Here is a 26,345-nt window from a genome sequence, read left to right on the forward strand (position 1 = left end):
GCACGACTCAGGCCGGCTGGACGACTTCGGTCCAGGCGCCGTAGCCGCCGACGATGTCGCTGACGTCGTCGAAGCCGTTGGCCCGGAGCAGCGAGGCCGCGACGGACGAGCGGTAGCCGCCGGCGCAGTACACGACGGTGGGTCGGTCGGGATCGAGCTCGTCCAGGCGGTTGGGGAGCTGGCCGACGGGGATGCTCACCGAACCCGGGAGGGATCCGAGCGCGTGCTCGCCGGGGTTGCGGACGTCGACGAGCTGGAGGTCGTCGACATCCGTGCGCCGCTCCTCGAAGTCGACGGGCGTGAGCCGCGAGGCCACCTGGGCCTGGTCCTGGTGGGCCAGGAGCACCTCCAGGGGGCGGTCGACGTAGCCGAGCACCCGGTCGAAGCCGATGCGACCGAGCCGGTTCTTGGCCTCGAGCTCGGCGCCGGGTTCGACGAACAGCACGATGTCTGCGTCGACGGGGACCACGGAACCGGCGAACTCGGCGTAGCGGCCCTCGAGTCCGACGTTCACGGCGCCCTTGAGGTGGCCGTGGGCGAACTCGACGGGATCCCGCCCGTCGACCAGGAGCGCGCCGGCCGCCATCGCGGCCTGCACCTCGTCCCAGGTCATGGGTCGGGGCGGGGTCGCCTCGTCCATCAGCGGCCGCTGCATCTTGTTCAGCGTGGCGTCGTGGATGAAGTAGCCCGGGGCCGGTGGCTGCCCTTCGGTGACGAGGTCGATGAAGGTGGTGCGGTCCGGCGCGAGCAGGGCGTAGTTCTCCTGCCGCTGCGCCCCGATGGTGGAGGTCAGCTCGGTCGAGAGGTTCTTGCCGCAGGCGGAGCCGGCGCCGTGGGCCGGGAACACCTGGGTGGCGTCGGGAAGGGTGAGCAGCTTGTCGTGGAGCGAGTCGTAGAGCTTGGTGGCCAGCTCGTCACGGGTGAAGCCCACCGAGGCGAGCAGGTCGGGACGTCCGACGTCGCCGATGAACAGGGTGTCGCCGGTGAGGACGCCGTAGGGCACCTCGTCGTCGGCGTGCTCGTAGATCACGACGCTCATGGACTCGGGCGTGTGGCCCGGGGTGTGCCGGATCTCGAGCTCCACCTCGCCGAGGGAGATGCGCTCGCCGTCGGCCAGCGGGCGGATGTCGAACTCGGTCTCGGCGACCGAGGAGTACCCGATCGCGGCGCCGGTGGCCTGGGCCAGCTCGAGGTGGCCAGACAGGAAGTCGGCGTGGAAGTGGGTCTCGAGGACGAGCTCGATCGTGAGCCCCTTCTCCTCGGCGTCGGCGAGGTACTCGGAGATGTCCCGCTGGGGGTCGACGACCACGGCCTTGCCGGTGGTCTCGTCGGCGATCAGGTACGACGCGTGGGACAGGCAGTCGAGGTAGTACTGGTTGAAGATCATCGTCATGCTCCTGTGCGGTTGGCGGTCTCGGCGGTGGTGAGCTGGTCGAGCACGGCGCCCATGTCGCATCCGGCGCCCCGGTTGTAGGGGAGCTTCGAGAGCATCAGGGCCATGCCGCAGGTGTTGGTGACGGCGGAGAACGTGAGTCCGGCGCCGATGAAGCCGGCAAGGAAGCGGGCAGGCGGGAACCAGATGCTGGCCACGACGCTGGCGAGCGTCACGCTGCCGGCGACCAGGCGCACCTGGCGGTCCATGGCCCAGCGGGTCTCGTTCGTCCGGGCGACGTCGCCGCCGGCGGAGGTCCAGGCGTTCATGCCGCCCTGGAGGAGGCGCAGGTTCGACTTGCCGGCCTCGACGAGGGTCTCGAGGGCCTTGGTGGCCCGCGCACCCGACTGGCAGACCAGCACGACGTTGTGGTCGAGGGCGGCGAGGTCGCGGACGTGCTCGCCGAGCAGGTCGAGGGGGACGTTGTAGGAGCCGGGGATGTGGCCGGTCTCGAACTCGCCCGGGGTCCGCACGTCGAGGACGTGCACCGCAGGGTCCTCGGCGCGCATGCGCGTGAGCTCCGCCGGGTCGATGGTGGCGGTGGCGTGGTGCTGGGGATCAGTGGTGGTCATCGGGGTGGTGTCTCCTGTGTTCGGGGGGTTTCGGGGGGATCAGGTGAGGCGGGTGAGGGAGCCGTCGGCGACGTCGACGATGGCGCCGTGGACCTCGGCGCGGCCGCTGCGCAGCGCAGCGCCGAGGGGGCCCGGGTCGTCGTGGAGGGCAGCGACGGTGGCGGTGACGTGGGCCGGGACGGCGCAGTGCACCTCGCCGCAGGCGGGGGTCACCACCGGGCGGATGGGCGCCACGATGGACTCGAGGGAGGCGTCCTCCACGCCGTCCACCGCTGCCGTCACGGCGCCGCAGTGGGTGTGGCCGAGGACGACCACGGTGCGCACGCCCAGCTGCTCGACGGCATAGCCGAGGCTGGCGACCGCTTCGGTCGTGGCCGAGGCGCCGGCGACCCGGACGGTGAACAGCGCACCGGCGGGGAGGTCGAACAGGCGAGTGGGCGAGACTCGGGCGTCCGCGCAGGTGAGCACGGCGACCTGCGGCCGGTGGGGCGGGATGCCCTCGGCGGTGCCGGACGCCGGGCGGGCACGTCGGTGTGCCTCAGCCAGCTCGTCCCAGGTGGTGTTGCGCTCGTGCACGGTGGTCATCGTCCAACCTCGTCGGTGATACCCGGTGGGGTATGCACCAACCTACATGTCCGGACAATGTTTGGCTACCCCCGTGTGATCGGCGGCTCCTCGCGTGGGGTCAGCCGGCGCGCACGGTCGCGCCGTCGACGGGTTCGACCGCCTCGTAGCGCTCGTCGCCGGCGAGGTGCTGGCGGAGGAACGACACGGCGTAGCGCTCCGTGATGTCGAAGGCCTGCGTCACGTCGACCGCGGCGCCGGGGTCGCAGGTCTCGCCGGCCAAGGACTGGGCTGCCTCGACCGTCCCGTCGGGGACCTCGGCGCCGGGCGCGCTGACCGCGGTGAGGATGTCGCAGATGTTGGTCACGACCTCGTGCGAGCCGCCGTCGATCTCGACGAGCGTCGCCGGGCCGCTCGCCAGCCCCAGCGGACGGGTCGACTGGTCCTCGACCGGCGTCGTGGCGTCGTCGCTGCCGGTGACGATCAGCATCGGGATGCTGATCGACGACAGCGCCTCGTCGGTCAGTCGGGAGGAGGCGGGGGCCAGCGGGACGATGGCGTCCACCCGGGGGTCGGCGGGGATGTCCTCGAAGCCGCCGGCGGCGGCCAGCGCGGTGAAGCCGCCGAAGGAGTGGCCCATCACCGCGACCTGCTCGGCGTCGGCCAGGTCGCCGGCGATGCGACCGGCCTCGACCTCGTCGAGCAGGAGCCCGACGTCGAGGACCCGGTTGCGAGCCGACACGCCGAACTCGGTCTCGGTGCCGAGCAGCCGGTCGATGGCGGTGTTGCCGGCGTGGTCGGCGGCGACGACCACGAAGCCGTGCGACGCCACGGTCTCCACGATCGAGGCCGACTGCTGGCGCAGCCCACCCGAACCGTGGGAGAACACGACGACGGGGAACGGCGCTTCCTCCGAGGGGGGCGCGTCCACCGTCGACAGGTCGGCGTCGAAGGCGACGCCCGGGATGAGCTCGTAGGGCGTGGGCTCGGCCGCCGCGGCGGCCGGGTACCAGACCTCGACCGTCAGGGTCCGCTCGGGTCGATCGGGGTCGGTGACCTGCTGGGTCGTCCGGCCGACCGCGTACGGGCCGGGCTGGTCGGGGGCGGGGGCCTCGGGCTCGGCCTCGGTGTCGTCCTCCGTCTCGTCCTCGGTGCCGGACGCGACCTCGGTCTCCTGTTCGTCGGAGACCTCGTCGCTGGTCGGCGGCGACGACGTGTCGTCGTCGTCACCGCACGCGGCGAGCAGGAGCGTGGCGGTGAGCAGGGCGGAGGCGATGCGGCGATGGGGCACCTCGGCACGGTACCGACCGCCATCGCGCCCGCTCGGTCGGCGTCGATGTCCGTGACGGACCGGCCGGCGCACGGTTAACGCACGTGCGTTAACGTCGCTCCATGGCATGGGACTTCCGCACCGACCCCGACTACCAGACCCAGCTCGACTGGGTCGACGACTTCGTCCGTGAGGAGGTGGAGCCCCTGGACCTCGTCCTCGGCGACCCCTACGACAAGTCCGACGAGGCCGCGATGGCCGTCGTCCGTCCGCTGCAGCAGCAGGTCAAGGACCGCGGCCTGTGGGCCGCCCACCTCGGCCCCGAGCTCGGCGGCCAGGGCTACGGGCAGCTGAAGCTGGCGCTGCTCAACGAGATCCTCGGCCGGTCCCGCTGGGCGCCGTCGGTGTTCGGCTGCCAGGCCCCGGACTCGGGCAACGCCGAGATCCTCGCCCACTACGGCACCGAGGAGCAGAAGGCGAAGTACCTGCAGCCGCTGCTCGACGGCCAGATCTCGTCGTGCTACTCGATGACCGAGCCCCACGCCGGCGCCGATCCGACGCTGTTCACCACCCGCGCCGTGCTCGACGGCGACGAGTGGATCATCAACGGGGAGAAGTGGTTCTCCTCCAACGCCCGCTTCGCGTCCTTCTACATCGTCATGGCGGTCACCGACCCCGACGTGAGCGCCTACCAGGGCATGAGCATGTTCGTGGTGCCGGCCGAGACGCCCGGCGTGGAGATCGTGCGAAACGTCGGCCTGGGGGCCGAGCCGGAGGGGCACGGCACGCACGGCTACGTCCGCTACACCGACGTCCGGGTGCCGGCCGACCACCTGCTCGGTGGGGCGGGGCAGGCCTTCGCCATCGCCCAGACCCGCCTCGGCGGCGGTCGCATCCACCACGCCATGCGGACCATCGCCTCGGTGCGCCGGGCCTTCGACATGATGTGCGAGCGGGCGCTCAGCCGCGAGACCCGCACCGGGCCGCTGGCATCGCTCGGCGTGGTCCAGGAGCAGATCGCCGACTCCTGGATCGAGATCGAGCAGTTCCGCCTGCTCGTCCTGCGCACGGCGTGGCTGATCGACGAGCACCAGGACTACAAGAAGGTCCGCAAGGACATCGCGGCGGTGAAGGTCGCCATGCCGAAGGTGTTCCACGACGTGGTCCAGCGGGCCATGCACCTGCACGGCGCACTCGGTGTGTCGAACGAGATGCCGTTCGTGTCGATGATGATCGGCGCCGAGGTCATGGCGATCGCCGACGGCCCCACCGAGGTGCACAAGGTCACGATCGCCCGGCAGGTGCTCAAGGAGCACAAGCCGGTGGACACGCTGTTCCCCTCGGCGCACCTGCCGACCCGTCGCGAGGAGGCCCGCGCCAAGATGGCCGACGTGCTCGAGCACGTGGTGGGCAACCAGTGAGCGATCGGTTCGACCTCACCGGTCGGGTCGCGGTCGTCACCGGCGGCAGCCGGGGTCTGGGCCGGGCGATGGTGCAGGCCTTCGCACCAGCATGAGCGCCGGGGCCCGCCTCGCCATCGTCCGGGCGGCGGAGGAGCTGTTCGCGTCCGAGGGCATCGAGGCCCCGTCGCTCCGGGAGATCGCCCGTCGGGCCGGGCAGGGCAACACCAACGCCGCCCAGTACCACTTCGGGGACCGGGATGGGCTGCTGCTGGCGGTGCTGGCCCGGCACCGCGATCGCGTCGAGGGCCGCCGCGGCTCGCTGCTGGACGAGGTCGAGCGGTCGGACCCGCCGGAGCCGAGAGCCCTGTCGACTGCGCTGGTCGCCCCGCTCGTCGCCGAGCTGTCCGAGCCCGACGGCGGGGCTGCCCACCTCCAGATCGTGGCCGAGGTGCTCGCCCGACCCGTGCGCTTCGCCGGCACCCTCGAGGCTCACTGGCAGGCGCCGAGCATCCGCCGGTGGAGCCAGCTGGTCGAACCGCTGCTTCCCGCGGAGGCCGTCGGCCGCCCGCTGCACCGCCGCTTCGCCGTGCTCCGCTTCGTGCACGGCGAGCTGGCCAGCCGAGCCCGGGAGCGCGGCGGCCGTGGCGACCACCGGCTCTTCGCCAGCCACCTGGTGGACCTGGTGACGGCCATGCTGGCCGCGCCGGTGACGCACTGGACGACCGACCTGATCCGCCCGAGCACCGACGGAGGACGAACCCGATGACCCAGACCGAGATCGACTACGTGGTCGACGATCCCGTCGCCACCATCACGCTGCGGCGGCCGGCGACGCTGAACGCGCTCACCCACCCGATGCTGCGCGCCTTCCGCGAGGCCGTCGACGCCGCGGCAGCCGACCCGCGCGTGGTGGGCATCGTGGTGACGGGGGAGGGCCGGGGGTTCTGCTCCGGGCTCGATGCATCGGTGCTCCAGCAGACGACCGACGCCGGCTCGGCCGCGGCACCGCCGAAGGACGGCGTGCCCGGCCTGTTCACGTGGCTGCTGCAGGTGCCCAAGCCGGTGATCAGCGCGGTGAACGGCGTGGCCGCCGGCGGCGGGTTCGTGCTGGCGACGATGTCCGACATCCGCATCGCATCCGACGCCGCCTCGTTCATCTCCATCTTCTCCAAGCGGGGGCTCATCGCCGAGCACGGCACGACCTGGATCGTGCCGCGTCTGGTCGGCACCGGTGCCGCCCTCGACATGCTCTGGTCGTCGCGGAAGGTCGAGGCAGCCGAGGCGCTGCGCCTCGGGCTCGTCCAGCAGGTGGTCGCACCCGACGACCTGCTGGCGGCTGCCCGTCGCTACGTCGTGGACCTGGCCGAGAACGTGTCGCCGGCGTCGCTCGCCGACACCAAGCGCCTCGTCTACGAGGGCTACGGGGTGACGTACCCGGACGCGCTCGACGAGATCGACGGCGTGCAGTACGCCGCGCTCGACCGACCGGACGCCCGGGAGGGTGCCGCAGCGCTCCTCGAGAAGCGGGCGCCAGCGTTCCCCCGGCTGGGGGCCTGAGCCGTGGCCGAGAGGATGAGCACGCTCCGACTGCGCCAGGTCGCCCTGGTCGCCACCGAGCTCGATCCCGTCCTGGACGCCCTTGGCGCCGAACTCGGTCTCGAGGTCGCCCACCGTGACCCGGCCGTCGCGACGTTCGGCCTCGTGAACGCCGTGCTGCCTGTCGGCAACCAGTTCCTCGAGGTGGTGTCACCCACTCGCGAGGGGACGGCCGCCGGCCGCCAGCTCGAGCGCATGGGCGGCGACGGCGGCTACATGGTCATCTGCCAGACCGACGACCAGGCCCCGTTCCGCCAGCGTGCCGAGGGGCTCGGGATCCGCACCGCGTTCGAGTTCGACGACCACGGCTACCAGGGCTGGCAGCTGCACCCCGGGGACACCGGTGGGTCGTTCCTCGAGATCGACGTGCAGCCTCCCGGTGACGGCGACCCGTGGATGCCGGCCGGCCCGGGTTGGCAGCGGGCGGTCCGCACCGACGTGGTCGACGGCATCGAGGCCGTGGAGCTCGCGGTCCCCGATCCGGACGCCACCGCCGGCCGGTGGCGCGACCTGCTGGGTCGGCCGGACTTCGACGACGGCGTCGCCCTCCGCTGGGGGCGCGGCGAGCGAGGCCTGGTCGCCATCGACCTGCACGCGGCCGACCGCGACCGAGCCGGTGACGAGCTGACGATCTGCGGCGTGCGCTTCCGCCTCGTCTGAACGGACCGAGACGACGAACCGGGCCGCCCCACACGCCTCGACGGCGTGTGGAGCGGCCCAGAACGGTCGGTTAGACACCTTGCGGATGGCGAGCCCCGTGCCCGATGCGCTGATCCGAGCTGCCGAGCGGCTCTTCGCCGAGCGCGGCTCGGACCAGGTGAGCCTGCGCGAGATCACCGCAGAGGCGGGAGCGACCAACGCCAGCGCGGTCCAGTACCACTTCGGCGATCGGCGGGGCCTCATCCGTGCCGTGCTCGCCAAGCACGACGCCGACGTCGAGCGGCGCCGCCACGCGCTGCTCGACGCATACGAGGAGGCCGGCACCTCGGACGTCCGGCGCCTGGCGCACGCGCTCGTCCAGCCGCTGGCCGACGAGCTGGGCAACGACGACGGCGGTCTCGGCTACCTGCAGCTCCTGTCGGACCTCTTCAACCGGCCGAACCCGCCCTACGAGCCCGCCGCCGCCGAGGACCCGACCCACAGCGTCAACCGCTGGCGGGCCCTGGTGATGCCGATGCTGACCCCCGAGGCGATCCGCCTCCACCGCCGCTTCGACGCGCTGCGCTTCACGGTGTCCGAGCTCGCCCGGCGGGGGCGCACCGGTCGCAAGGACCACCGGCTCTTCACGAGCCAGCTCACCGACCTGGTCACCGGGCTGCTGCTCGCGCCGGTGTCGGAGGACACCCGGAAGCTCCTGCGCTGAACCGGCCCGGGTCCGGCTTGACATCAATGCACCCGCATTGATCCACTGCGGTCCATGGCATGGGACTTCCAGACCGAACCCGAATTCCAGAAGAAGCTCGATTGGGTCGAGAACTTCTGCAAGGAGAAGGTCGAGCCGCTCGACTACGTCTTCCCCTACGCGGTCCGGTCACCCGACCCCGTGGTGAAGGCCTACGTCCGCGAGCTCCAGCAGGAGGTCAAGGACCAGGGCCTGTGGGCGATCTTCCTGGACGAGGAGCTCGGCGGCCCCGGCTTCGGCCAGCTCAAGCTCGGCCTGCTCAACGAGGTCATCGGCCGCTACTCCGGCGCCCCGCAGATGTTCGGTGCCGCTGCGCCCGACACCGGGAACATGGAGATGCTCGCCGCCTACGGCACCGAGGAGCAGAAGAAGCGCTGGCTCGAGCCGCTGCTCAACCAGGAGATGTTCTCCGCCTACTCGATGACCGAGCCCCAGGGGGGTTCCGACCCGAACCTGTTCCGGACCACCGCGGTCCGCGACGGCGACGAGTGGGTCATCAACGGCGAGAAGTGGTTCACCTCCGCCGGACGCGTCGCCGACATCCTCTTCGTGATGTGCACCAACGGCATGTTCGTGGTGCCCCGCGAGACCCCGGGCGTGGAGATCCAGCCCCAGCCCCGCAACCACAACCACATCATCTACAACGACGTGCGCGTCCCGGCCGATCACCTCCTCGGCCCCGAGGACGGCGCCAAGGTCCTGGCCCAGCGCCGGCTCGGCGGCGGCCGCATCCACCACGCGATGCGCACCATCGCCCAGTGCACGCTGGCCTTCGACATGATGTGCGAGCGGGCCCTGTCGCGGGAGTCCCACGGCAAGATCATCGGCGAGCACCAGATGGTGCAGGAGAAGATCGCCGAGTCCTACGCCAAGCTCAAGATGCTGCGGCTGTACGTGCTCGAGACGGCGTGGAAGATGGACCAGACCTCCAGCGCCGAGACCCGCACCGACATCGCTGCGGTGAAGTTCACCATGGCGCGGGTGCTGCGGGAGATCTCCTTCGACGCCCTGCACATCCACGGCTCCCTCGGCACCACCGACCTGACGCCGCTGCAGGCCATGTACGCCGGCGCCCCGACGATGGGTCTGGCCGACGGGGCCGACGAGGTGCACAAGTCCACGGTCGCCCGCCGGGTGCTGAAGGACTACCGCCCCCACGAGGGCTACTTCCCCCGGGAGTTCATCCCGTACAAGAAGGAAGAGGCCTGGGAGAAGATCCAGCCCGTGCTCGATGCACGCCCGGAGCTGCGCGAGTCGGCCGAGAACTACAAGAAGTACCTGGCCAAGCGGGGGCGCTGACGATCGGCGGGGCCCGCCCCGATACCTGCAGCAAGCGCAACAGCTCGAGGATCGATTCCTTCACTTCCGGCGCGAAGTGGTCGATAAGGAAGGAACGACACCCCCGAGACGACGGTGGCCCGGCCGCGACGACGCGAGCTGGTGCCGGCGCCTCCTGATCGAGAGGCGCCTCATGGCAGCCGCCACGGCATCGAACAACGGACGAACGGCCGCGCCCGCGGCCGTCCTCCCGGAGCTCCAGAAGACCCCGACGGGCATCAGCGGCCTCGACGAGGTCACGGGAGGTGGCCTCCCGTCGGGCCGCCCGACCCTGGTCTGCGGCCCGGCAGGGTGCGGCAAGACCCTCCTGGCAATGGAGTTCCTCGTGCGCGGGGTGACGCAGTACGGCGAGCCGGGCGTGTTCGTCGCGTTCGAGGAGTCCACCGACGACCTCGTCGCCAACTTCGCCTCCCTGGGGTTCGACCTCGCCGGGGCCGAGGCCGCCGGGATGCTCGTGCTCGACCACGTGAAGGTGGAGCGGGCCGAGGTGGAGGAGACCGGCGACTGGGACCTCGAGGGCCTGTTCCTGCGCCTCGGAGCCTCCATCGACAAGGTCGGGGCCAAGCGCATCGTGATCGACACCATCGAGACGTTGTTCGGAGCGTTCTCGAACACCGCGATCCTCCGGTCCGAGCTGCACCGGCTCTTCGCCTGGCTGAAGGAGCGCGGCGTCACGGCCGTCGTGACCGGCGAGCGTGGCGACGGGGCGCTCAGCCGCCACGGCATCGAGGAGTACGTGTCGGACTGTGTGATCGTCCTGGACCACCGGGTGACCGAGCAGACCTCCACCCGGCGACTGCGCATCCTGAAGTACCGAGGGACCCTCCACGGCACCAACGAGTACCCGTTCCTGATCGGGGAGGACGGGGTCTCCGTCCTCCCCGTCACCACGCGGGGACTGCGCCACCACGTCTCCGCCGATCGCGTGTCCACCGGGGTCCCCCGCCTCGACGCCATGCTCGGCGACGGCGGCTTCTACAAGGGCAGCACGGTGCTCATCAGCGGCACGGCAGGCACCGGCAAGTCCACCATCGCCGCGCAGCTCTGCGACGCCACCTGCGAGAGCGGCGGCCGGGCCATGTACTTCGCCTTCGAGGAGTCGCAGGCGGAGATCGTCCGCAACATGTCGTCGGTGGGCATCGACCTCCAGAAGTGGGTGGACTCGGGGCTCCTCCAGTTCCGGTGCTCTCGCCCGAGCATCCTGGGCCTCGAGGCGCACCTGCTGGCGATGCAGACGATGGTCGAGGACTTCGACCCCGCCGTGGTGGTGATGGACCCCGTGTCGGACTTCCTCCGGGTCGGGACGGCGGCCGAGGTCGCCGCGATGCTCATGCGCCAGGTCGACTTCCTCAAGGGACGTGGCGTCACCGCCATGTTCACCAGCTTGAACGCCGAGAACGAACCGGCCCGGGCCGACCAGCAGTTGGCGTCCCTGGTCGATGCCTGGCTCCACGTGCAGAGCACGGAGGGCAACGGCGAGCACAACCGGCTGCTGTACATCCTGAAGTCCCGGGGGATGGCGCACTCCAACCAGATCCGGGAGTTCCTCCTGACCTCCCACGGGATCGAGCTGGTCGACGTGTACGTGGGCCCGCAGGGCGTCCTCACCGGTTCGGCGCGGCAGGCTCGGGAGGCGAAGGAGCGCGCCGACGGCGAGACCTGGCTCGAGGACCTCGAGCAGCAACGGCTGCTGCTGGAGCGCCGGCGCGAGGCGGTGGCGTCCCAGACCGCCGCGCTGTGGCGCGAGTTCGAGGACGAGGCCGACGTGGTCGAGCGTCTGCTCAAGCACGGATCGATCGGCACCGAGGACCGGGCCGACCAGCGGGTGGAGCAGGGCCGGATGCGCCAGGCCGACGCCGAGGCGCTCGCCGGTGACCTGGACCTGAGCCGGTCGGTGGTCCGATGAGCCCGGACCTCCCGGAGCCGGCGGATGTGAGCGACGGGCCGTGGCACCTCCGTCTCTACGTCGCCGGGCAGTCGCCGAAGTCGTTGGACGCGTTCGCCAACCTCAAGGCGATCTGCGAGCAGCACCTCCCCGGGCAGTACGAGATCGAGATCGTCGACCTGGTCGAGAACCCGACGCAGGCCTCGACGGACGAGATCCTCGCCGTGCCCACCCTCGTCCGGCGCCTCCCTCCGCCCTCACGCAAGATCATCGGGAACCTGGCGGACACCGAGCGGGTGCTGGGCTACCTGCGCCTCCCGGGGAGGGGGCAGCGATGACCGCCGAGAACGATGCCGTGCTCCGTCGGTTCGAGGAAGCCGTTGCGCTCCGTGGCGAGGAGCGCGTCGAGCTGACCCTCATCGTCAGCGGGGCCTCGGACCTGTCCGCTCGGGCGATCGCCAACGCCACGGCCCTGTGCGAGGAAAACCTCGACGGGCGGTACCACCTCTCCGTGGTCGACCTGCACGAGGCGCCGGCGAGCGTGTCGAGCGGCCAGCTGCTGGCTGCGCCCACCCTCGTCAAGACCCAGCCGTTGCCCATGCGCAAGTTCGTCGGTGACCTCTCGCGCACCGACAAGGTGCTCGCGGCCCTCGGCCTCCCCGGCGGTGGAGCTGCAAGTCGGTCGGCGCCCTGATGGAGGGAGGCACCGACGAGATCACCCACGCCGAGGCGCTCCTGCGCCTCGAGGAGGCCCAGGACACGTTGCGGGCCATCGGTCTCGGTGAGGTCGACGCCTTCGTCGTCTCCGACGGCGGCACGGGGCAGCGCGTCTTCACCTTGTCGACCGCTGACCGCCCGTACCGCCGCTTCGTGGAGAACATGCGCGACGGTGCCGCGACGGTATCCCCTGCCGGCGTCATCCTCTATGCGAACCGACGCCTGGCGGAGCTGCTGTCCTGCTCGAGAGCGGACGTCCTCGGCGCTCGGCTGACGTCGTTCATGACCAACGATGCGGTCGGTGCCTGGGAATCGGTCCGCGGTTTCGAAGGTGGGACGACCCTCGAGTTCGACCTCCTCGATGTCGAAGGGGCGGTGATCCCGGTCCTCGTCGGGGTGTCGCCGCTCGGGGAGGGCGGGGATCTCATGACCTGCCTGACGTTCAGCGACCTCAGCGCCCAGAAGGCCCAGGATCGAGAGATCGCGCGGCTGGGCGCGGCGCAGGCCGACCGGCTGGCCGACCTGCAACGGGCCCAGGCCGCCCTCACCAAGCAGGCGACCCACGATGCCCTGACCGGGCTGCCCAACCGAGATCTGCTCGTCGACCGCATCGACCGGGCACTCCAGCAGGCCGCTCGCGCCCAGGAGTGCACCGCCGTGTTCTTCATCGACCTGGACGGCTTCAAGGACGTGAACGACACCCACGGCCATGCGGTGGGCAACAGCGTGCTCCGGGGCGCCGCACGGCGGCTGCTCGCGGCGACGCGGGACATGGACACCGTCGCCCGGGTCGGTGGCGACGAGTTCGTGGTCCTCGCTCCTGCCGTCTCGGGTCACCTGCAAGCCGTCGAGCTTGGCGCCCGCCTCGTGAAGGAGCTGGAGCGCGCTCCGGGTGGCACCAACGGAGGCATCCGGGCCAGCATCGGGATCTCCATCTCCGAGCGCGGCCGGGGCGACGCCGAGCTGCTCATCCACGAGGCGGACACCGCGATGTACTCCGCGAAGTCCCTCGGTGGGACGCGGAGCGCGCTCTTCGACGGAGAGCTCGCCTTCCAGCTCAAGGAGCGGTCGGCCGCACAGGCGAACCTCCAGGCGGCGCTGACCGACGGACGTCTGGTGCCGTACTACCAGCCGATCGTGGACCTGACGACGGGTGCCGTCGCCGGCTTCGAAGCCCTCGCCCGACTGGTCGAGCTGGGGGGCAGGGTCCTCGAGCCGTCGTCCTTCATCACCGTGGCCGAGGTCAGCGGCCTGGTGCACGAGCTCGGCGCCCAGGTGCTCGAGCAGGCCTGCGCGCGGGCCTGCCTGTGGACCGGATCGACGCGTCGCGACGATCTCGCGGTCGCCGTCAACGTGTCGAGCCGTCAGCTCGACCGGGGCGATCTGGTGGTGCTGGTCCGCGATGCGCTGGAGCGGAGCGGGCTGGAACCCATGAGGTTGCACCTCGAGCTGACGGAGACCGCGATCATGGACCTCGATCCGGGCACCCTGCGCCAGCTCTCGGAGGTCCGGGGCCTGGGTGTGCAGATCGGCCTCGACGACTTCGGCACCGGCTATGCGTCGCTGACGCACCTCCGGCGCCTGCCGCTGGACTTCGTCAAGGTGGACCGATCCTTCATCCAGGGACTCGGACGTGATGCCGGCGACGAACGGATCGTGAGCGCGGTGATCGACCTGGCGCGGAACCTCGGCTTGCGCTCGGTCGGCGAAGGCGTCGAGACGGTCGAGCAGCTCGAACGACTGCGTGCGTTCGGGTGCGACGAGGCCCAGGGGTACCTCTTCGCCCGGCCGGCCCCGCCCGAGGACCTGTGCCTCGGCGCCTACGAGCTCACTGGTGGGGTGCTGCAGGGGTGAAGCCCCGGCGCCGCTACTTCCAGCGTGGCTGGTCCACCAGGCGCAGCAGCCACACGAGCGCCGGGACCACGATCACCCCGGCGGCCGCGACCACGACCAGCAGCATGCGCATGGTGACGGGCGCCCCGGCGACGTCGTCGATGGTGGCGGCATCGACCAGCACGTCCGGGTACTGAGCCACGCCCCAACCGGTGACGACCGCGGCGACGGCCACGAAGGCGCCGACCCGGGCCAGGGCCAGCCGGCGGCGCAGCAGCGCCCACGCGGTCGTGATGCCGCCGACCGCGGAGGCGATGACCAGCGGCGCGCCCGGCCCGTGGAGGCCATCGGCGAGCGAAGGCGCCGTCGCCTCGATCGTGGCCGCCGCCGTCAGCGCGGCCACCCCGGTGACCCCGGCGGCGAGCAGCGCCCGGCGGCGGAACCACTCCGAGAGGTCCTGATCGCCCCGGCGGTCGGCGTCGACCGTGAGCAGCACGGCGGCGAGGAACGCGGTGACGAGCACGGCCAGGACGCCACCGACGATGGACAGGGGACCGGTCCACGAGGTGAGCGGGTCGCCGCCGCCGTCGATCGGCACCCGTCCGGAGGCGATGGCGCCGGCGATGGTGCCGAGGAAGAACGGCGTCACGACGGACGAGGCGGCGAAGACCGCCCCGTGCAGCTGGGCCTGCCCGTAGGTGGAGGACGACTTGCGGAACACGAACGCGCCGCCGCGGAACACGATGCCGAGCCCGGCCAGCGACCACGGCACGGCGAGCGTGGTCATGACGGCGCTGAACGCTCGCGGGAACCCGGTCCACAGCATCACGATGACGAAGATGAGCCAGACGTGGTTGGCCTCCCACACCGGCCCGATGGAGCGGTCGATCTGGCGCCGGGCCCGGTCGGCCATGTCGTCCCGGCCGGCGGTGAGGTCCCAGACGCCGGCGCCGTAGTCGGCGCCACCGAAGAGGGCGTAGAGGACCACGCCGGCGAACATGGCGGCGGCGACGAGGTCGGCGCTCACGACCCGTCGCTCCCGGGTCCCGGCACGCCGGCGGGCACGTGTGTCCCCACCTCGTCGTCCTCCGTGTCGGGCCCGTACGGCACCCGCATCTCACCGCCCTCCCGCCAGCGCCGGCTCATGGCCCGCAGCACCAGCGCCCCGAACACCGTCATCGACGCGTAGACGACCACGATCGTGGTGAGGCTCCACCAGATCCAGCCGGCGTCGGTGACCGCCTCGTCGACGCGCATCACGCCGTAGACGATCCAGGGCTGCCGGCCGACCTCGGTGACGATCCACCCGGCGATGAGCGCGGTCATGGCGGCGGGCCCGGCGACCACGACGCCGCGACGGAACCAGTCGCTCGCCGCCAGGAGGTCCCCGCCGCGCCACCGCCGGAACCAGTACCAGAGCACGAGCGCCACCAGGGAGAAGCCGATGCCGACCATCAGCTGGAACGACAGGTGCACCAGCGAGGCCGGCAGCTCGGCGCCCTCCGGCAGGTCGTCGAGGCCGATCACGCGGGCGTCCGGGGAGCCGGTCGAGATCAGCGACCCCAGGTTGGGGATCTGGATGCCGTAGCGGACCTCGCCGTCGATGAGCACGCCACCGATGGTGAGCGGGGCGCCGTCGATCGTCTCCGGGACGAGCTCGATCGCCGCGAACTTCGACGGCTGGGCCTCGGCGAGCCGCTCACCGGCGAGGTGGCCGATGACGGGTTGCAGCAGCGTGGCGACCGACGCGAAGGCGAACGGGATGACGAATCCGAGGCGGTGGGCCCCGTCGTCGCGCCCCCGCAGCCGGCCGAGCGCGTACACGCCGGCGACGGTGAAGCCCACGACCATGTAGGCGGCGAACAGCATGTGGATCCACTGCAGCCACACCGCGTCGTTGAAGATGGCGGCGATCGGATCGATGTCGGTCACCGTGCCGTCGACGATGTCGAAGCCGGCGGGCGAGTTCATCCACGCGTTGGCGGCGATGACCGAGAAGCTGCCGACGACGCCGGCCAGGGCGACCGGGACGAGCGTCAGCAGGTGCGTGCGAGGTGGCAGCCGGTTCCAGCCGTAGAGGTAGATGCCGAGGAAGATCGCCTCGGTGAAGAACGCGAGGCCCTCCCATGCGAAGGCCGGGCCGATGACGTCGCCGAACGCTCCCATCATCCCCGGCCAGAGCAGGCCGAGCTCGAAGGAGAGGATGGTGCCGCTGACCGCGCCGAGGGCGAACAGCACGCCGCTCACCTTCGCCCAGCGCTGCGCCAGCACGAGGCCGGCCGGATCACCTCGGAGCCCCCGGCGGTGCGCCACGAAGATCATCGCCGGGAACCCGACCCCGAAGGCGGCGATGAGGATGTGCCAGCCGAGGCTGATCGCCATCTGGTAGCGGGCGGGCAGCAGCGCGTCGGCAGCGAGGATGGGGAGCACCGACCTCCAGCCTCGCACGGACGGCGGGCGGGGGCAGCGCAGGGGAGAGCGGGCGGGGGCAGCGCAGGGGAGAATGGGGTCGTGGACCGCCGACCCGCCTTCGACGCCGGCGTGGTGCCCGTCGCCGACGCCTGCGACGTGGACCCGTCGGTCATCGGGGCCAAGGCGGCGAGCCTGGCCCGGATGGTCGACCTGGGGCTCCGGGTGCCGCCGGCGTTCGTGGTCACCACGGACGTGTGCCGGCTGGTGCGCCAGCAGGGGCGCCTGCCCGTGCCCACGGTCGATGCGATCCGATCCGCCGTCACCGACCTCGAGCTCGCGACCGGGCGGGGCTTCGGCGGCGACGACCCCCTGCTCGTGTCGGTGCGCTCCGGTGCCGAGACCTCGATGCCCGGGATGATGGACACCGTCCTCGACGTCGGGTTCGCGCCCGGTACGCGAGCGGGGCTGGCGGCCCGGGCCGGTGAGACCTTCGCCCGCGGCTGCCACGCCCGCTTCCTGGCCGGCTGGGCATCGATCGTGCTCGGGGTCGATCCGCCCCGGAGCGACGATCCCGACGAGCTGGCACGGGCGCTCGGCGGCTCGGTGCCCGACGATCCCCACCGCCAGCTGGTCGAGGCCGTCGAGGCGGTGTTCCGGTCGTGGGACAACGAGCGGGCCCGCGCCTACCGCGAGCGCCACGGGATCGACGACGGCCTCGGCACCGCCGTCGTGGTGCAGGCGATGGTGTTCGGCAACCAGGGAGCGGGCAGCGGCGCCGGCGTGGTGTCGAGTCGGGACCCGAGCACCGGTGCGCCCGGGCTGCGCGGCGACCTCCTGGTCGACGCGCAGGGCGAGGACGTGGTGGCGGGTTCGCACCGGCCGCGCCCCATCGACGAGCTCGGCGTGCGGTGGCCGGAGGTCGATCGCGAGCTGCGAGCGGCCGTGGGCGCGATCGAGTCGGCCACCCGGGACATGGTCGACGTCGAGTTCACGATCGAGGACGGCACCCTCCACCTCCTGCAGAGCCGGGTCGGCGCCCGTGCGGCGGCGGCTGCGGTGCGGATCGCCGTGGACCTGGTCGACGAGGGGGCGATCACCGTGGCCGAGGCCCTGGCCCGGGTCGACGAGGCCCAGCTCGACCACGCCTCGCGGCCGACCGTCGATCCGGAGGGCCCCGACCTGCTGGCCGCCGGCCTCGGCGCCTGCCCCGGCGTGACCACGGGCGAGGTGTGCCTGTCGTCGGACCACGTGGCGAGCCACGACGGACCGGTCGTGCTCGTGCGCCGGGAGACCTCGCCCGACGACATCCGTGGGATGGTGGCCAGCGCGGGCGTGCTCACGGCTCGGGGCGGGTTGGTCAGCCACGCGGCCCTCGTCGCGCGGGAGCTCGACCTCCCGGCGGTGGTCGGCGTCGAGGAGCTGGAGGTCGACGAGGCGACGGAGACCGCCCGTGTCGGGCAGCGGATCCTGCGCGATGGGGACGTCGTCACCATCGACGGCACCACCGGCCGGGTGCACCTCGGCGCCGTCCCGGTCGTGCCCGCGGCCCCGAGCGGGCACCTCGCCCGCATGCGGGCCTGGCAGGCGGAGCTCGACCCGGGCTGATCCGTTCGCGTCATCCGCATCCGTGCTCGGTCCCGTAGTGCACGTGAGATGGAGAACGCACCCCGCACCCCGACGATGCACGCCGCCCTCTGGGCGGCCGCTGCTGCCGTGGCTGCGCTGGGCACGGCCGAGCTCGCTGCCGGCATCGTGCAGTCCTGGCGGTCCCCGGTCGTCGCCGTGGCCGAATCGGTCATCGACCGGTCGCCCTCCGCGTTCACCCGGTTCGGGATCCGCACCTTCGGCACCAACGACAAGGCCGCCCTGATCATCGGGATCCTCCTGATCCTCGCGGTCGTCGCCCCCCTCCTCGGCGTCGCGGCCCGCCGGCGGCCCTGGGCGGGGGTCGCCGGCTTCGCACTCTTCGGCGTGGTCGGGGCCGCCGCCTCGATCGACGGCGGCCCCACGGCCGCCGCCGTCCCGGCGGTCCTCGCCGCCCTGATCGGCGCCGGCACCATGCTGGTCGCCTTCCGTCCGCGCTCCGGCGAGCGTCGCATCCCGTCCGATGCAGGGGTCGGGCGACGTGAGATGCTCGCCGGGGCCGGAGCGCTCACCGCGCTCGGCCTGGTCATGGCCGCTGGTGGACGTGCGCTGCGCGACCGCTTCAGCGCCGCCGCATCCCGCGCCGCGCTGGTGCTGCCGGGCGCCCGCCGACCGCTCCCGCCGGCACCAGCAGGCGCGTCGTTCGAGGGCATCGCCGGCCTGTCCCCGCTGTTCACGCCGAACGACCGCTTCTACCGCATCGACACCGCGCTCCTGATCCCCCAGGTCCCGGTGGAGGACTGGACGCTGCGGGTCCACGGCATGGTCGACGAGCCCTTCGAGATCGGCTTCGACGAGCTCACCTCCCTGGGCCTGGTCGAGACCGACATCACCCTCACCTGCGTGTCCAACCGCCTCGGCGGCGACCTGGTCGGCAACGCCCGCTGGCTCGGCGTCCCCCTGCGCCTGCTGCTCGAGCGGGCAGGCGTCCAGGACCGGGCCGACCAGATCGTCGGCCGCTCGGTCGACGGCTACACCTGCGGCTTCCCCGTCGAGGCCGCCTTCGACCGGGATGCCCTCGTCGCCGTCGGGATGAACGGCGAGCCGCTGCCCCTGCAGCACGGCTTCCCCGCCCGGCTGGTCACCCCCGGGCTGTACGGCTACGTGTCGGCCACGAAGTGGCTGAGCGAGATCGAGCTGACCCGGTTCGACACCTTCGACCAGTACTGGGTGCCCCGCGGCTACGCCGAGCGGGCACCCATCAAGACGATGTCCCGCATCGACGTGCCCCGCTCGGGCCAGATCGTCGATGCGGGCGACACGGTCATCGCCGGCGTCGCCTGGGCGCAGACCCGCGGCATCAGCAAGGTCGAGGTCAGCATCGACGACGGTCCCTTCGCCGAGGCCGAGCTCGCCGACGCCCTCACCGACGACACGTGGCGCCAGTGGCGGATGCCCTGGACCGCCACCGCCGGCGCCCACCGCCTCGCGGTCCGCTGCACCGACGGCGACGGCCAGCTCCAGCGCGAGGCGCGCGACGAGCCCCTGCCCGACGGTGCGTCGGGCTGGCAGTCCCTCCTCGTCACCGTCCGCGAGTCGTCATGAGCGGCTCGCCCCAGATCGCCACCCGGCTCGTCCGGGCGGACGAAACCCCCCAACCACCACCACAGGAGAACCCCCTGACATGACCCGCTTCCGCCTGATCCGAGTGGCCGGCCTCGCGCTGTCCCTCTCCCTGGTCGCCGCCGCATGTGGCGACGACGACGACACCGACACCTCCGCCGATGCCCCGGTCGAGGAGACCACCGACGAGATGACCGAGGACATGGGCGACGAGTCCGCCGCTCCGGTCGACTCCGCCGAGGCGTGCGACGCCGACGCCATCGTCGCTGCGGTCGAGGGCGGCCCCGAAGAGGGCACGCTCGCCGGCATGACCGACGACCCGGTCGGCACGGCTGCGTCCAGCAACCCCGTGCTCACCACGCTGGTCACCGCCGTGACCGAGGCCGAGCTCGTCGACACCCTCAACTCGGCCGAGGCCCTCACCGTCTTCGCCCCGACCGACTGCGCCTTCGCGGCGCTCGACCCGGCGACCCTCGAGGCCGCCCTCGCCGACCCCAGCGGCCTGCTCACCCAGGTCCTCGGCTTCCACGTCATCGCCGGCGAGCAGCTGTCCGCTGCGGACCTCGCCGACGTGACCGAGCTGGAGACCTTCACCGGTGAGACCCTCGAGATCAGCGTCGACGGCGACACCGTCTCCGTCGGCGGTGGCCAGGCCAACGTCGTGGTCCCCGACATCCAGACCGCCAACGCCACGGTGCACCTGATCGACTCGGTGATGCTCCCGCCGTCCGCCGGCTGAGCCCCACCCAGCAACCGAACCCGGATGCTTCTGGGCCGCGGTGCACGCACTCCGTGCGTGCGCCGCGGCCCAGCTCCGCGTCCGGGTCTAGAGCTTGCTGTCCGGGGGTTGAGGTTGCAGGTCCCTCTACAGAGGGGCCTGGTGATGGACCCTGTGGTTCCTTCCACAGATCCAAAGGAACCCATCACCATGACCACCTCTGCAGAGATCATCTACCACCGGCGCGTCCGGTTGCTTGATCTCGCTGAAGAACTCGGCAACATCTCCGCCGCCTGCCGCCAGATCGGCGTGTCCCGCACCCGCTACTACGAATGGAAGAACACCTCCGAGCTCTACGGGCTCGAGGCGCTGTGGCCCAGAGACCGGCGCCGCCCGGCCCAGCCCAGCGAGACCCCGACCCACGTGGTCGCCGACCTGCTCGCCGTTGCCGTAGTCGAGCCGACGCTCGGCTGCCGCCAGCTCGCCGACCGGCTCCAGGAGCTGGGCTATGAGATCGGCAAGACGACCGTGCAGCGGATTCTGGTCGACCACGGCCTGGGTCGGCGCCGCCAACGCATCGCCCGGGCTGCGGCAATCGCTGCGCTGGCCGGGATCATTACCGAACCGGTCACCGAAGCGCTGGGCGAGCCGTTCGGGTTCTGCCACTGGGCCGGCCACCCTGGCGATCTCGTGGCCGTGGACAGCTTCTACATCGGCAACCTCAAAGGCGTGGGCAAGGTGTACCAACTCACCGCCGTGGACACCTGCACCCGATGGGCGATCGTGAAGCTCATCATCGGGCCGGTCACCACCGCCGACACGATCCGCTTCATCGACCACGTCCGCACCACGATGCGCCGCCTTGGGATCCCGCTCCGGCGGGTGCTGTCCGACAACGGACCCGAGTACAAGGGACTCGCGTTCCGGCACCACCTCGCCGAGATCGGCATCGACCACGTCCGGATCCCGCCCCGCTCACCGAACCACAACGCCGTGTGCGAACGGTTCCAGGGCACGATGCTCCAGGAGTGCTGGCGGCCAGCGTTCCACCGACGCCACTTCAACTCGGTCCGCCAGCTCCAGGCCGAAGCCAACGCCTGGCTGATCCGCTACAACACGCGGCGACGCAACCACGGCGACTACATGGCCGGCCGCAAGCCCTCCGAGATCCTCGACACCCACCGCCGCCGCCAAGCAGCATGACCATCAACCACAGGGCCCATCTGTCACCTCGAACCCCGGCCTGGAAGGTCTAGAGCTCGATGACGAGGCGCCCGCGGACGCCGCCGGCCTCGAGCAGTCGGTGCGCCTCGCCGGCCTGGTCCATCGGGAACGTCCGGGCGACCCGCATGGTGACCCGGCCGTCCTCCACCTGCTGGCGCAGCCGGTCGAGCTCGGCCTGCTCCTCCAGGTAGCGGCTGACCCAGACCCGGTGCATGTGGATGCCCCGGGGGGCATCGACCTTCAGGCCCCGCACCGCGGCGAAGCCGCCACCGTCACAGATGGCGGGGAAGAGCGCCTCGTTCTGGACGGAGCCGTCGCAGAGGCCGTCCACGCCGCCGGGTGCGTGCTCGAGGATCCGCTCGGCCACGCCGTCGCCCCGGCGGACGACGATGTCGGCGCCGAGGTCGCGCACCAGCTGCTCGTCGGCCTCGGTCGCGTCGGCGATCACCCGGAGCCCGTCGGCCTTGGCCAGCTGGACGCAGTAGCCGCCGAACGCGCCGGCGGCACCGGTGACCGCGACGGTGCCGCCGGTGGGGACGTCGAGCTCGTCGAGCGCCAACCGGGCCGTGAGCCCGTTCATCGGGATGGTGGACGCCTCGGCGAACGACGCACCCGCCGGCATCCGGGCGACCGATCCGGCCGGCAGCGCCAGGCGCTGGCAGTAGCCGCCGTGGGCGCCGTCGGGCAGCACGATGGCCATGACGTGGTCGCCGACCTCCAGGTCGGTCTCGACGCCGTCGCCGATCGCCTCGAGGACGCCGGCCGCGTCCATGCCGGGCACGTACGGGGGCGGGTCCTTGCGCTGGTGCTCGGCGCGGGCGCCGTTGCGGACGTAGGTGTCGGTGGGGTTCACCGTGGCGGCGTGCACCCGGACCAGGAGCTGGCCCGGGCCGGCAACCGGATCGGGCAGCTCCACCACCTCCAGGGCATCTGGACCACCGAAGCTGTTCACACCGACTGCATGCATGCCGCCTGTGTAGCGGGGTGGGCTCAGGTCGCGTTGCGCCCCAGCAGGCAGAAGAGCGTGGCGTCGGAGCCGGCGGTGGCGACCTCCGGGATCGGCAAGTCGCCGGCGGCGAGCCAGGTGCTGAGCCCGTCGGACCGCTCGGCTGCGGGGTCGAAGCGGTAGACGTCGAGGCCGCGGTTCAGGTCGTTGCCGAACAGGTGGAACGAGCCGTCGGGGTTGATGCGAGGCGTCTTGGCCGCCCAGGTGAGGGAGTCGGGGAACCGGGCGTGGGCGATCTCCTGCGGTCCGACGCCCGTGGCGCCGAGGGCGATGCCGACGATGCTGGAGATGTCGACCACACGGACGCCGCCGTTGTAGAAGGCGGCCGTGAGGATGCCCTCCTCGGGGAAGACCTGGAAGACGTGCATCGTGCACGGGTCGAGCGGGTCGGCCTCGAGGGAAGGATGGCGCAGGTCGGCGATGTTCCAGTAGCCGAGCTTCACGGGCGCGGCCTCGAGGGGACCGGTGACGTCGTAGACGTGCAGGCCGCCCGAGGGGCACGGGTCGCCTCCGGCTGCGCCTGCGAACTCGTCCTCGATGAGGAGGAGGTCCCGGGTGACCCCGAGGTTCTCGTCGCTGAGGGTCACCTTCGTCGACTGGTGGTGGACGTTGATGGTCGGGTCGACGATGGTCGAGATGATCCGGGGGCGGTCGACCACGGTGGTGTCGATGATCGCGGTGTGGGACAGCGCGGCGGAGTAGGCCCGGGTGCCCTCCCCGTTGAACGTGATGTCGTGGGACTCGCTGCCGAGGCCCGGGAACGGCGGCAGTGGCAGGACGGCGGCGAGCCGCGGGGCACCCAGGTCGCGGATGTCGTACACCTCGATCCCGGCGTTCAGCGCGGTGGTGTACAGCTGGCTGTTGGAGTTGTAGAGGTAGTCGCCGCTCGGGTGCACGGTCTGGTTGTGCGAGCCCTTCGGCACGCCGACGAATGAGACCGTCCTCGGGCGGGTCGGGTCGGTGATGTCGACGATGTAGGTGCCGATGCCGGCCCGGCCGTAGGCCGAATCCGGGGCGATCGCGCCGATCGGGTCGATGTCGAGCGGGTGGGACGTGGTCGGATCGAACAGCCCGAGTGCCTTGGCCTCGCGCACGCAGGCCGACTCCTCCTGGAGGGTGTACCCGGCGTCCATCGTGTACGTCGCCAGCGTCCGCTTGCCGCGGGTGAAGACCTGCACGTCGCCCTGGGAGATGCCGCAGTCGTAGGTGCCCACGACCGTCGGGGTCGACGGGTCGGACACGTCGATGATCTGCAGGCCGTTGTCGTAGGAGCCGGCCAGGGCGAAGTCCCGGACCTTGCCCCTGTGCTTCAGCTGGGCGAACTCGATGTCGGTGCCCTGGTTGGCGCCGGTCCCGTACCGGTCCTCGTAGGCCAGGTTGGCCACGGGGACCAGGTTGGGGGAGTGGACCGCGCCGTCATCCTCGGCGGCGCTCTCCGGCACGAAGAGCACGAGGACGGCGACGACGGCGGCGGCGAGGCGGCTGGTTCGGGTCACGGGGGAGGATTCGCCATCGAGGGATCGGAGTCCCCCTCCCAGCTCCCGGGCGGGTCACTGGCGCGCCCGCAGGCGATCCACCGTCTCCTGCTGGATCCGGTGCAGCCGGTCACTGAGCGACACGTGGTAGCGGTGCGGGTTGACCATCCGCCGGACGCCGGAGTCGAGCTCGTCGACGTCGGCCCGACGACGGGCCCGCAGCTCGTCCAGCGTCGACGGCGGACCGGTCGGGCGGCCGTCGACGAACACGAGGTCGTGGAGCGGCTCGATCCGGGTGATCTCGTCGCGGAGGATCACCCGCCGCACACCGGCCTGCGCCGGGTGGTGGACGATCATCCGGTCGCCGTCGTCGAAGGGCACCTCGTCCGGTGCGGTCATCAGGTCGACGGTGGCCTTGCCCCGCCGGTCGTGGAGTCGCCAGCACGCCTTGGGCCCCGTGATCGGCACCTTGGCCGGGTTCTCCGACAGCTTCAGCGCCGGGAGCCACGCGCCGGTCTCGTCGGTGATCGCGGTGAGCTTGTAGACGCCGCCGAGCGCGGGGTCGCCCTCGGAGGTGATGAGCCGCGTGCCGACGCCGTAGACCAGCCGGCGGCAGATGGCGTCTGCGTCCAGGCCGGCCTTCGGCGCCTCGTCGGCCACCTGGGTCAGCACCTGCCAGATGGTCACCTCGTCGAGGTCGCCGGACAGCACGATGCGCGCCCGGTCGAAGCCGGCGTCGTCGAGCATCCGGGCCGACTCCACGGCCAGGTGGGCCAGGTCGCCGGAGTCGAGGCGGATGCCAGCCGGCTCGTGCCCGGCGGCGCGGAGCTCCTCGAAGACCTGGATGGCGTTGGGGACTCCGGAGCGCAGGGTGTCCACCGTGTCCACGAGCAGGATGCACTCGTCGGGGTAGCGGCGGGCGAAGGACCGGAACGCTCCGAGCTCACCGCTGCCGAGGGCGAGGTGGGCCTGGACGAGGCTGTGGGCGTGGGTGCCCTTGGGGTCGGTCCCCAGGGCGACCGACGCCTGCACGTTCGACGTCGCCGAGCAGCCGCCGATGAGCGCGGCGCGGGCAGCCTCGTCGACAGCGGCCCCGGGCCCGCGGCGCATGCCGAACTCCAGGACGTCGCCGCCTCGGGCGCTGTCCACGATGCGAGCCGCCTTGGTGGCGATCAGCGTGGGGTAGTTGCACTGGTTGAGCAGGGCCGTCTCCAGCAGCTGGGCGGCGGCGAACGGTCCGGTGACGGTCATCAAGGGGACGTTCGGGTGGACCACCCGGCCCTCGGCGACCGCCTGAACCTCCAGGTCCCGGAAGTGGCCGTGCTCGGCGAGCCAGCCGAGGAAGTCGTCCGAGTAGCGCCGGCCGCCGGCCGGGTTGCGCTGCGCGGCGAGCGCCGCGAGGTCGGCGTCGGTGACGGACACCGTGGCCATCCACTCGAGCATCGGCTCCAGCCCGGCGAACACGCAGAAGCCGGCCTGGTGGCCGCCGTAGTCCGGGTTCGACCGGTAGAGGTGATCGAACTGCGCGGTGCGGTCGGCGATGCCGTCCTCGACGTAGAGCTGGGCCATGACCAGCTGGTAGGAATCGGTGAAGAGCAGGCTGCGATGCCAGCTGGGCGGACCCGTGTCGGTCACGGTTCGGCACCGACCACGCGCACGCCGGCATCTCGCAGCTCGGTCAGCGCCCGGTCACCATCGCCGGGCTCCACGTCGACCGCCCGGGTCGCGTCCCAGCGGACGGTCGTGTCGAGACCGGCCGCCACGGCGTCGAGTGCGGTGGCCTTCACGCACACGTCGGCCGCCAGCCCCACGACCACGACCCGCTGGACCCCCCGTTCCCGCAGGTAGCCGCCGAGGCCCGTCGGGCTGGCCGCCCCCGTGTCGGGGTCGAGCACGGTGAACGCCGAGTAGCCGTCCTCGCCACCGGTGCCCTTGCGGACGACGAGATCGGCCTCGATGTCGAGGTCCGGGTGCAGCTCGGCACCCCACGTGGCCCGGACGCAGTGGACGGGCCACGTCCCGCCGTCGGTGGTGAAGTGCGGCGTGGCCGGTGGGTGCCAGTCCTGGGTGGTGACGACCGTGGCTCCGCCGGCGCGCGCCGCGGCGATCTCGTCGTTCACGGCAGGGATGATGTCGTCCCCGCCTGCGACGTACAGCGAGCCGGATGGATCGGCGAAGTCGTTCTGCACGTCGACCACGACGAGCGCGGTCCGGGGGTCGTAGGCGATGACGTCGTCGGGCACGGGGCCTCCTGGGTCGGGTTCCGGGGCGATCCTACGAACGTCCGGTAT

24 protein-coding genes are annotated in these 26,345 nt (G+C 71.8%); 14 read left to right on the plus strand and 10 right to left on the minus strand.

Annotated elements, in window-relative coordinates; genetic code table 11:
- Nucleotides 1–7: 7 nt before the first annotated feature.
- The 4 genes from RGQ06_RS10310 to RGQ06_RS10325 form a co-directional block, all read right to left on the minus strand.
- Nucleotides 8–1,387: a rhodanese-like domain-containing protein gene (locus RGQ06_RS10310; RefSeq protein WP_432430233.1), complete on the minus strand. Its 1,380-nt coding sequence runs from the start codon at nucleotides 1,385–1,387 to the stop codon at nucleotides 8–10.
- 2 nt (nucleotides 1,388–1,389) lie between these two features.
- On the minus strand, nucleotides 1,390–2,004 hold the full coding sequence (locus RGQ06_RS10315) for a rhodanese-like domain-containing protein (RefSeq protein ID WP_432430232.1): 615 nt from the start codon (nucleotides 2,002–2,004) through the stop codon (nucleotides 1,390–1,392).
- A gap of 39 nt (nucleotides 2,005–2,043) precedes the next feature.
- A complete protein-coding gene (locus tag RGQ06_RS10320) occupies nucleotides 2,044–2,589 on the minus strand; it encodes a carbonic anhydrase (RefSeq protein ID WP_432430231.1) in 546 nt (181 codons plus the stop codon).
- Between the two features lie 100 nt (nucleotides 2,590–2,689).
- Complete coding sequence (locus RGQ06_RS10325) at nucleotides 2,690–3,859, minus strand: alpha/beta hydrolase family protein (protein WP_432430230.1); 1,170 nt, start codon at nucleotides 3,857–3,859, stop codon at nucleotides 2,690–2,692.
- Nucleotides 3,860–3,960: 101 nt separating this feature from the next.
- Between RGQ06_RS10325 and RGQ06_RS10330 the strand changes: the two genes are divergently transcribed.
- From RGQ06_RS10330 to RGQ06_RS10375, 10 genes are all read left to right on the plus strand, one after another.
- A complete protein-coding gene (locus tag RGQ06_RS10330; protein ID WP_432430229.1) occupies nucleotides 3,961–5,259 on the plus strand; it encodes an acyl-CoA dehydrogenase family protein in 1,299 nt (432 codons plus the stop codon).
- Nucleotides 5,260–5,350: 91 nt separating this feature from the next.
- Nucleotides 5,351–6,007 carry a TetR family transcriptional regulator gene (locus tag RGQ06_RS10335; protein WP_432430228.1) on the plus strand — a complete coding sequence of 219 codons (657 nt, stop codon included), beginning with the start codon at nucleotides 5,351–5,353 and terminating at the stop codon, nucleotides 6,005–6,007.
- Nucleotides 6,004–6,798 (plus strand): enoyl-CoA hydratase-related protein, encoded by a 795-nt coding sequence (locus RGQ06_RS10340; protein ID WP_432430227.1) that lies wholly within the window; start codon nucleotides 6,004–6,006, stop codon nucleotides 6,796–6,798. The genes RGQ06_RS10335 and RGQ06_RS10340 overlap by 4 nt, the downstream gene beginning before the upstream one ends.
- Nucleotides 6,799–6,813: 15 nt before the next feature.
- The gene (locus RGQ06_RS10345) at nucleotides 6,814–7,497 is read left to right on the plus strand and encodes a VOC family protein (RefSeq protein WP_432430226.1); all 684 of its coding nucleotides are present in this window, start codon (nucleotides 6,814–6,816) and stop codon (nucleotides 7,495–7,497) included.
- An 85-nt stretch (nucleotides 7,498–7,582) separates the two neighbouring features.
- Nucleotides 7,583–8,200 carry a TetR/AcrR family transcriptional regulator gene (locus tag RGQ06_RS10350; protein WP_432430225.1) on the plus strand — a complete coding sequence of 206 codons (618 nt, stop codon included), beginning with the start codon at nucleotides 7,583–7,585 and terminating at the stop codon, nucleotides 8,198–8,200.
- A gap of 54 nt (nucleotides 8,201–8,254) precedes the next feature.
- Nucleotides 8,255–9,538: an acyl-CoA dehydrogenase family protein gene (locus RGQ06_RS10355; RefSeq protein WP_432430224.1), complete on the plus strand. Its 1,284-nt coding sequence runs from the start codon at nucleotides 8,255–8,257 to the stop codon at nucleotides 9,536–9,538.
- 172 nt (nucleotides 9,539–9,710) lie between these two features.
- Nucleotides 9,711–11,483, plus strand: coding sequence for a circadian clock protein KaiC (gene kaiC, locus RGQ06_RS10360; RefSeq protein WP_432430223.1), 1,773 nt, complete (start codon nucleotides 9,711–9,713; stop codon nucleotides 11,481–11,483).
- A complete protein-coding gene (locus tag RGQ06_RS10365) occupies nucleotides 11,480–11,800 on the plus strand; it encodes a circadian clock KaiB family protein (RefSeq protein ID WP_432430222.1) in 321 nt (106 codons plus the stop codon). The genes kaiC and RGQ06_RS10365 overlap by 4 nt, the downstream gene beginning before the upstream one ends.
- Entirely contained in the window at nucleotides 11,797–12,156 is a 360-nt protein-coding gene (locus RGQ06_RS10370) for a circadian clock KaiB family protein (protein WP_432430221.1), read from the plus strand. Before RGQ06_RS10365 ends, RGQ06_RS10370 begins: the two co-directional genes overlap by 4 nt.
- Nucleotides 12,156–14,033 carry a putative bifunctional diguanylate cyclase/phosphodiesterase gene (locus tag RGQ06_RS10375; RefSeq protein ID WP_432430220.1) on the plus strand — a complete coding sequence of 626 codons (1,878 nt, stop codon included), beginning with the start codon at nucleotides 12,156–12,158 and terminating at the stop codon, nucleotides 14,031–14,033. Before RGQ06_RS10370 ends, RGQ06_RS10375 begins: the two co-directional genes overlap by 1 nt.
- Before the next feature lie 13 nt (nucleotides 14,034–14,046).
- On the opposite strand, the gene RGQ06_RS10380 is transcribed toward RGQ06_RS10375, so the two are convergent.
- Complete coding sequence (locus RGQ06_RS10380; RefSeq protein ID WP_432430219.1) at nucleotides 14,047–15,039, minus strand: cytochrome d ubiquinol oxidase subunit II; 993 nt, start codon at nucleotides 15,037–15,039, stop codon at nucleotides 14,047–14,049.
- Nucleotides 15,036–16,442 (minus strand): cytochrome ubiquinol oxidase subunit I, encoded by a 1,407-nt coding sequence (locus RGQ06_RS10385; RefSeq protein ID WP_432430218.1) that lies wholly within the window; start codon nucleotides 16,440–16,442, stop codon nucleotides 15,036–15,038. The genes RGQ06_RS10380 and RGQ06_RS10385 overlap by 4 nt, the downstream gene beginning before the upstream one ends.
- Nucleotides 16,443–16,523: 81 nt before the next feature.
- Between RGQ06_RS10385 and RGQ06_RS10390 the strand changes: the two genes are divergently transcribed.
- The 4 genes from RGQ06_RS10390 (at nucleotide 16,524) to RGQ06_RS10405 (ending at nucleotide 21,552) form a co-directional block, all read left to right on the plus strand.
- A complete protein-coding gene (locus RGQ06_RS10390) occupies nucleotides 16,524–18,029 on the plus strand; it encodes a pyruvate, phosphate dikinase (protein ID WP_432430217.1) in 1,506 nt (501 codons plus the stop codon).
- Nucleotides 18,030–18,077: 48 nt separating this feature from the next.
- Complete coding sequence (locus RGQ06_RS10395) at nucleotides 18,078–19,613, plus strand: molybdopterin-dependent oxidoreductase (RefSeq protein ID WP_432430216.1); 1,536 nt, start codon at nucleotides 18,078–18,080, stop codon at nucleotides 19,611–19,613.
- Between the two features lie 79 nt (nucleotides 19,614–19,692).
- Complete coding sequence (locus tag RGQ06_RS10400) at nucleotides 19,693–20,370, plus strand: fasciclin domain-containing protein (RefSeq protein ID WP_432430215.1); 678 nt, start codon at nucleotides 19,693–19,695, stop codon at nucleotides 20,368–20,370.
- 189 nt (nucleotides 20,371–20,559) lie between these two features.
- Complete coding sequence (locus tag RGQ06_RS10405) at nucleotides 20,560–21,552, plus strand: integrase core domain-containing protein (RefSeq protein WP_432430660.1); 993 nt, start codon at nucleotides 20,560–20,562, stop codon at nucleotides 21,550–21,552.
- Nucleotides 21,553–21,601: 49 nt separating this feature from the next.
- Here the strand turns inward: RGQ06_RS10405 and RGQ06_RS10410 are convergent, their stop codons facing one another.
- The 4 genes from RGQ06_RS10410 to RGQ06_RS10425 are packed head-to-tail and all read right to left on the minus strand — an operon-like array spanning nucleotide 21,602 to nucleotide 26,297.
- Nucleotides 21,602–22,540 carry an NADP-dependent oxidoreductase gene (locus tag RGQ06_RS10410; protein ID WP_432429058.1) on the minus strand — a complete coding sequence of 313 codons (939 nt, stop codon included), beginning with the start codon at nucleotides 22,538–22,540 and terminating at the stop codon, nucleotides 21,602–21,604.
- Between the two features lie 23 nt (nucleotides 22,541–22,563).
- Nucleotides 22,564–24,075 carry an LVIVD repeat-containing protein gene (locus RGQ06_RS10415; RefSeq protein ID WP_432429057.1) on the minus strand — a complete coding sequence of 504 codons (1,512 nt, stop codon included), beginning with the start codon at nucleotides 24,073–24,075 and terminating at the stop codon, nucleotides 22,564–22,566.
- A 54-nt stretch (nucleotides 24,076–24,129) separates the two neighbouring features.
- Nucleotides 24,130–25,689, minus strand: coding sequence for a nicotinate phosphoribosyltransferase (locus tag RGQ06_RS10420; RefSeq protein WP_432429056.1), 1,560 nt, complete (start codon nucleotides 25,687–25,689; stop codon nucleotides 24,130–24,132).
- The gene (locus tag RGQ06_RS10425) at nucleotides 25,686–26,297 is read right to left on the minus strand and encodes an isochorismatase family protein (protein WP_432429055.1); all 612 of its coding nucleotides are present in this window, start codon (nucleotides 26,295–26,297) and stop codon (nucleotides 25,686–25,688) included. The genes RGQ06_RS10420 and RGQ06_RS10425 overlap by 4 nt, the downstream gene beginning before the upstream one ends.
- Between the last annotated feature and the right edge of the window lie 48 nt (nucleotides 26,298–26,345).

Source organism: Salinilacustrithrix flava (assembly GCF_041228405.1).
In the GTDB taxonomy this organism is placed as follows: domain Bacteria; phylum Actinomycetota; class Acidimicrobiia; order Acidimicrobiales; family Salinilacustritrichaceae; genus Salinilacustrithrix; species Salinilacustrithrix flava.

Coding starts and splice junctions, on each gene's coding strand:
- RGQ06_RS10310 (WP_432430233.1), bottom strand. CDS start 1,387: ATGATCTTCAACCAGTACTACCTCGACTGCCTGTCCCACGCGTCGTAC.
- RGQ06_RS10315 (WP_432430232.1), bottom strand. CDS start 2,004: ATGACCACCACTGATCCCCAGCACCACGCCACCGCCACCATCGACCCG.
- RGQ06_RS10320 (WP_432430231.1), bottom strand. CDS start 2,589: ATGACCACCGTGCACGAGCGCAACACCACCTGGGACGAGCTGGCTGAG.
- RGQ06_RS10330 (WP_432430229.1), top strand. CDS start 3,961: ATGGCATGGGACTTCCGCACCGACCCCGACTACCAGACCCAGCTCGAC.
- RGQ06_RS10335 (WP_432430228.1), top strand. CDS start 5,351: ATGAGCGCCGGGGCCCGCCTCGCCATCGTCCGGGCGGCGGAGGAGCTG.
- RGQ06_RS10340 (WP_432430227.1), top strand. CDS start 6,004: ATGACCCAGACCGAGATCGACTACGTGGTCGACGATCCCGTCGCCACC.
- RGQ06_RS10345 (WP_432430226.1), top strand. CDS start 6,814: ATGAGCACGCTCCGACTGCGCCAGGTCGCCCTGGTCGCCACCGAGCTC.
- RGQ06_RS10350 (WP_432430225.1), top strand. CDS start 7,583: ATGGCGAGCCCCGTGCCCGATGCGCTGATCCGAGCTGCCGAGCGGCTC.
- RGQ06_RS10355 (WP_432430224.1), top strand. CDS start 8,255: ATGGCATGGGACTTCCAGACCGAACCCGAATTCCAGAAGAAGCTCGAT.
- kaiC (WP_432430223.1), top strand. CDS start 9,711: ATGGCAGCCGCCACGGCATCGAACAACGGACGAACGGCCGCGCCCGCG.
- RGQ06_RS10365 (WP_432430222.1), top strand. CDS start 11,480: ATGAGCCCGGACCTCCCGGAGCCGGCGGATGTGAGCGACGGGCCGTGG.
- RGQ06_RS10370 (WP_432430221.1), top strand. CDS start 11,797: ATGACCGCCGAGAACGATGCCGTGCTCCGTCGGTTCGAGGAAGCCGTT.
- RGQ06_RS10375 (WP_432430220.1), top strand. CDS start 12,156: ATGGAGGGAGGCACCGACGAGATCACCCACGCCGAGGCGCTCCTGCGC.
- RGQ06_RS10395 (WP_432430216.1), top strand. CDS start 18,078: ATGGAGAACGCACCCCGCACCCCGACGATGCACGCCGCCCTCTGGGCG.
- RGQ06_RS10400 (WP_432430215.1), top strand. CDS start 19,693: ATGACCCGCTTCCGCCTGATCCGAGTGGCCGGCCTCGCGCTGTCCCTC.
- RGQ06_RS10405 (WP_432430660.1), top strand. CDS start 20,560: ATGACCACCTCTGCAGAGATCATCTACCACCGGCGCGTCCGGTTGCTT.
- RGQ06_RS10410 (WP_432429058.1), bottom strand. CDS start 22,540: ATGCATGCAGTCGGTGTGAACAGCTTCGGTGGTCCAGATGCCCTGGAG.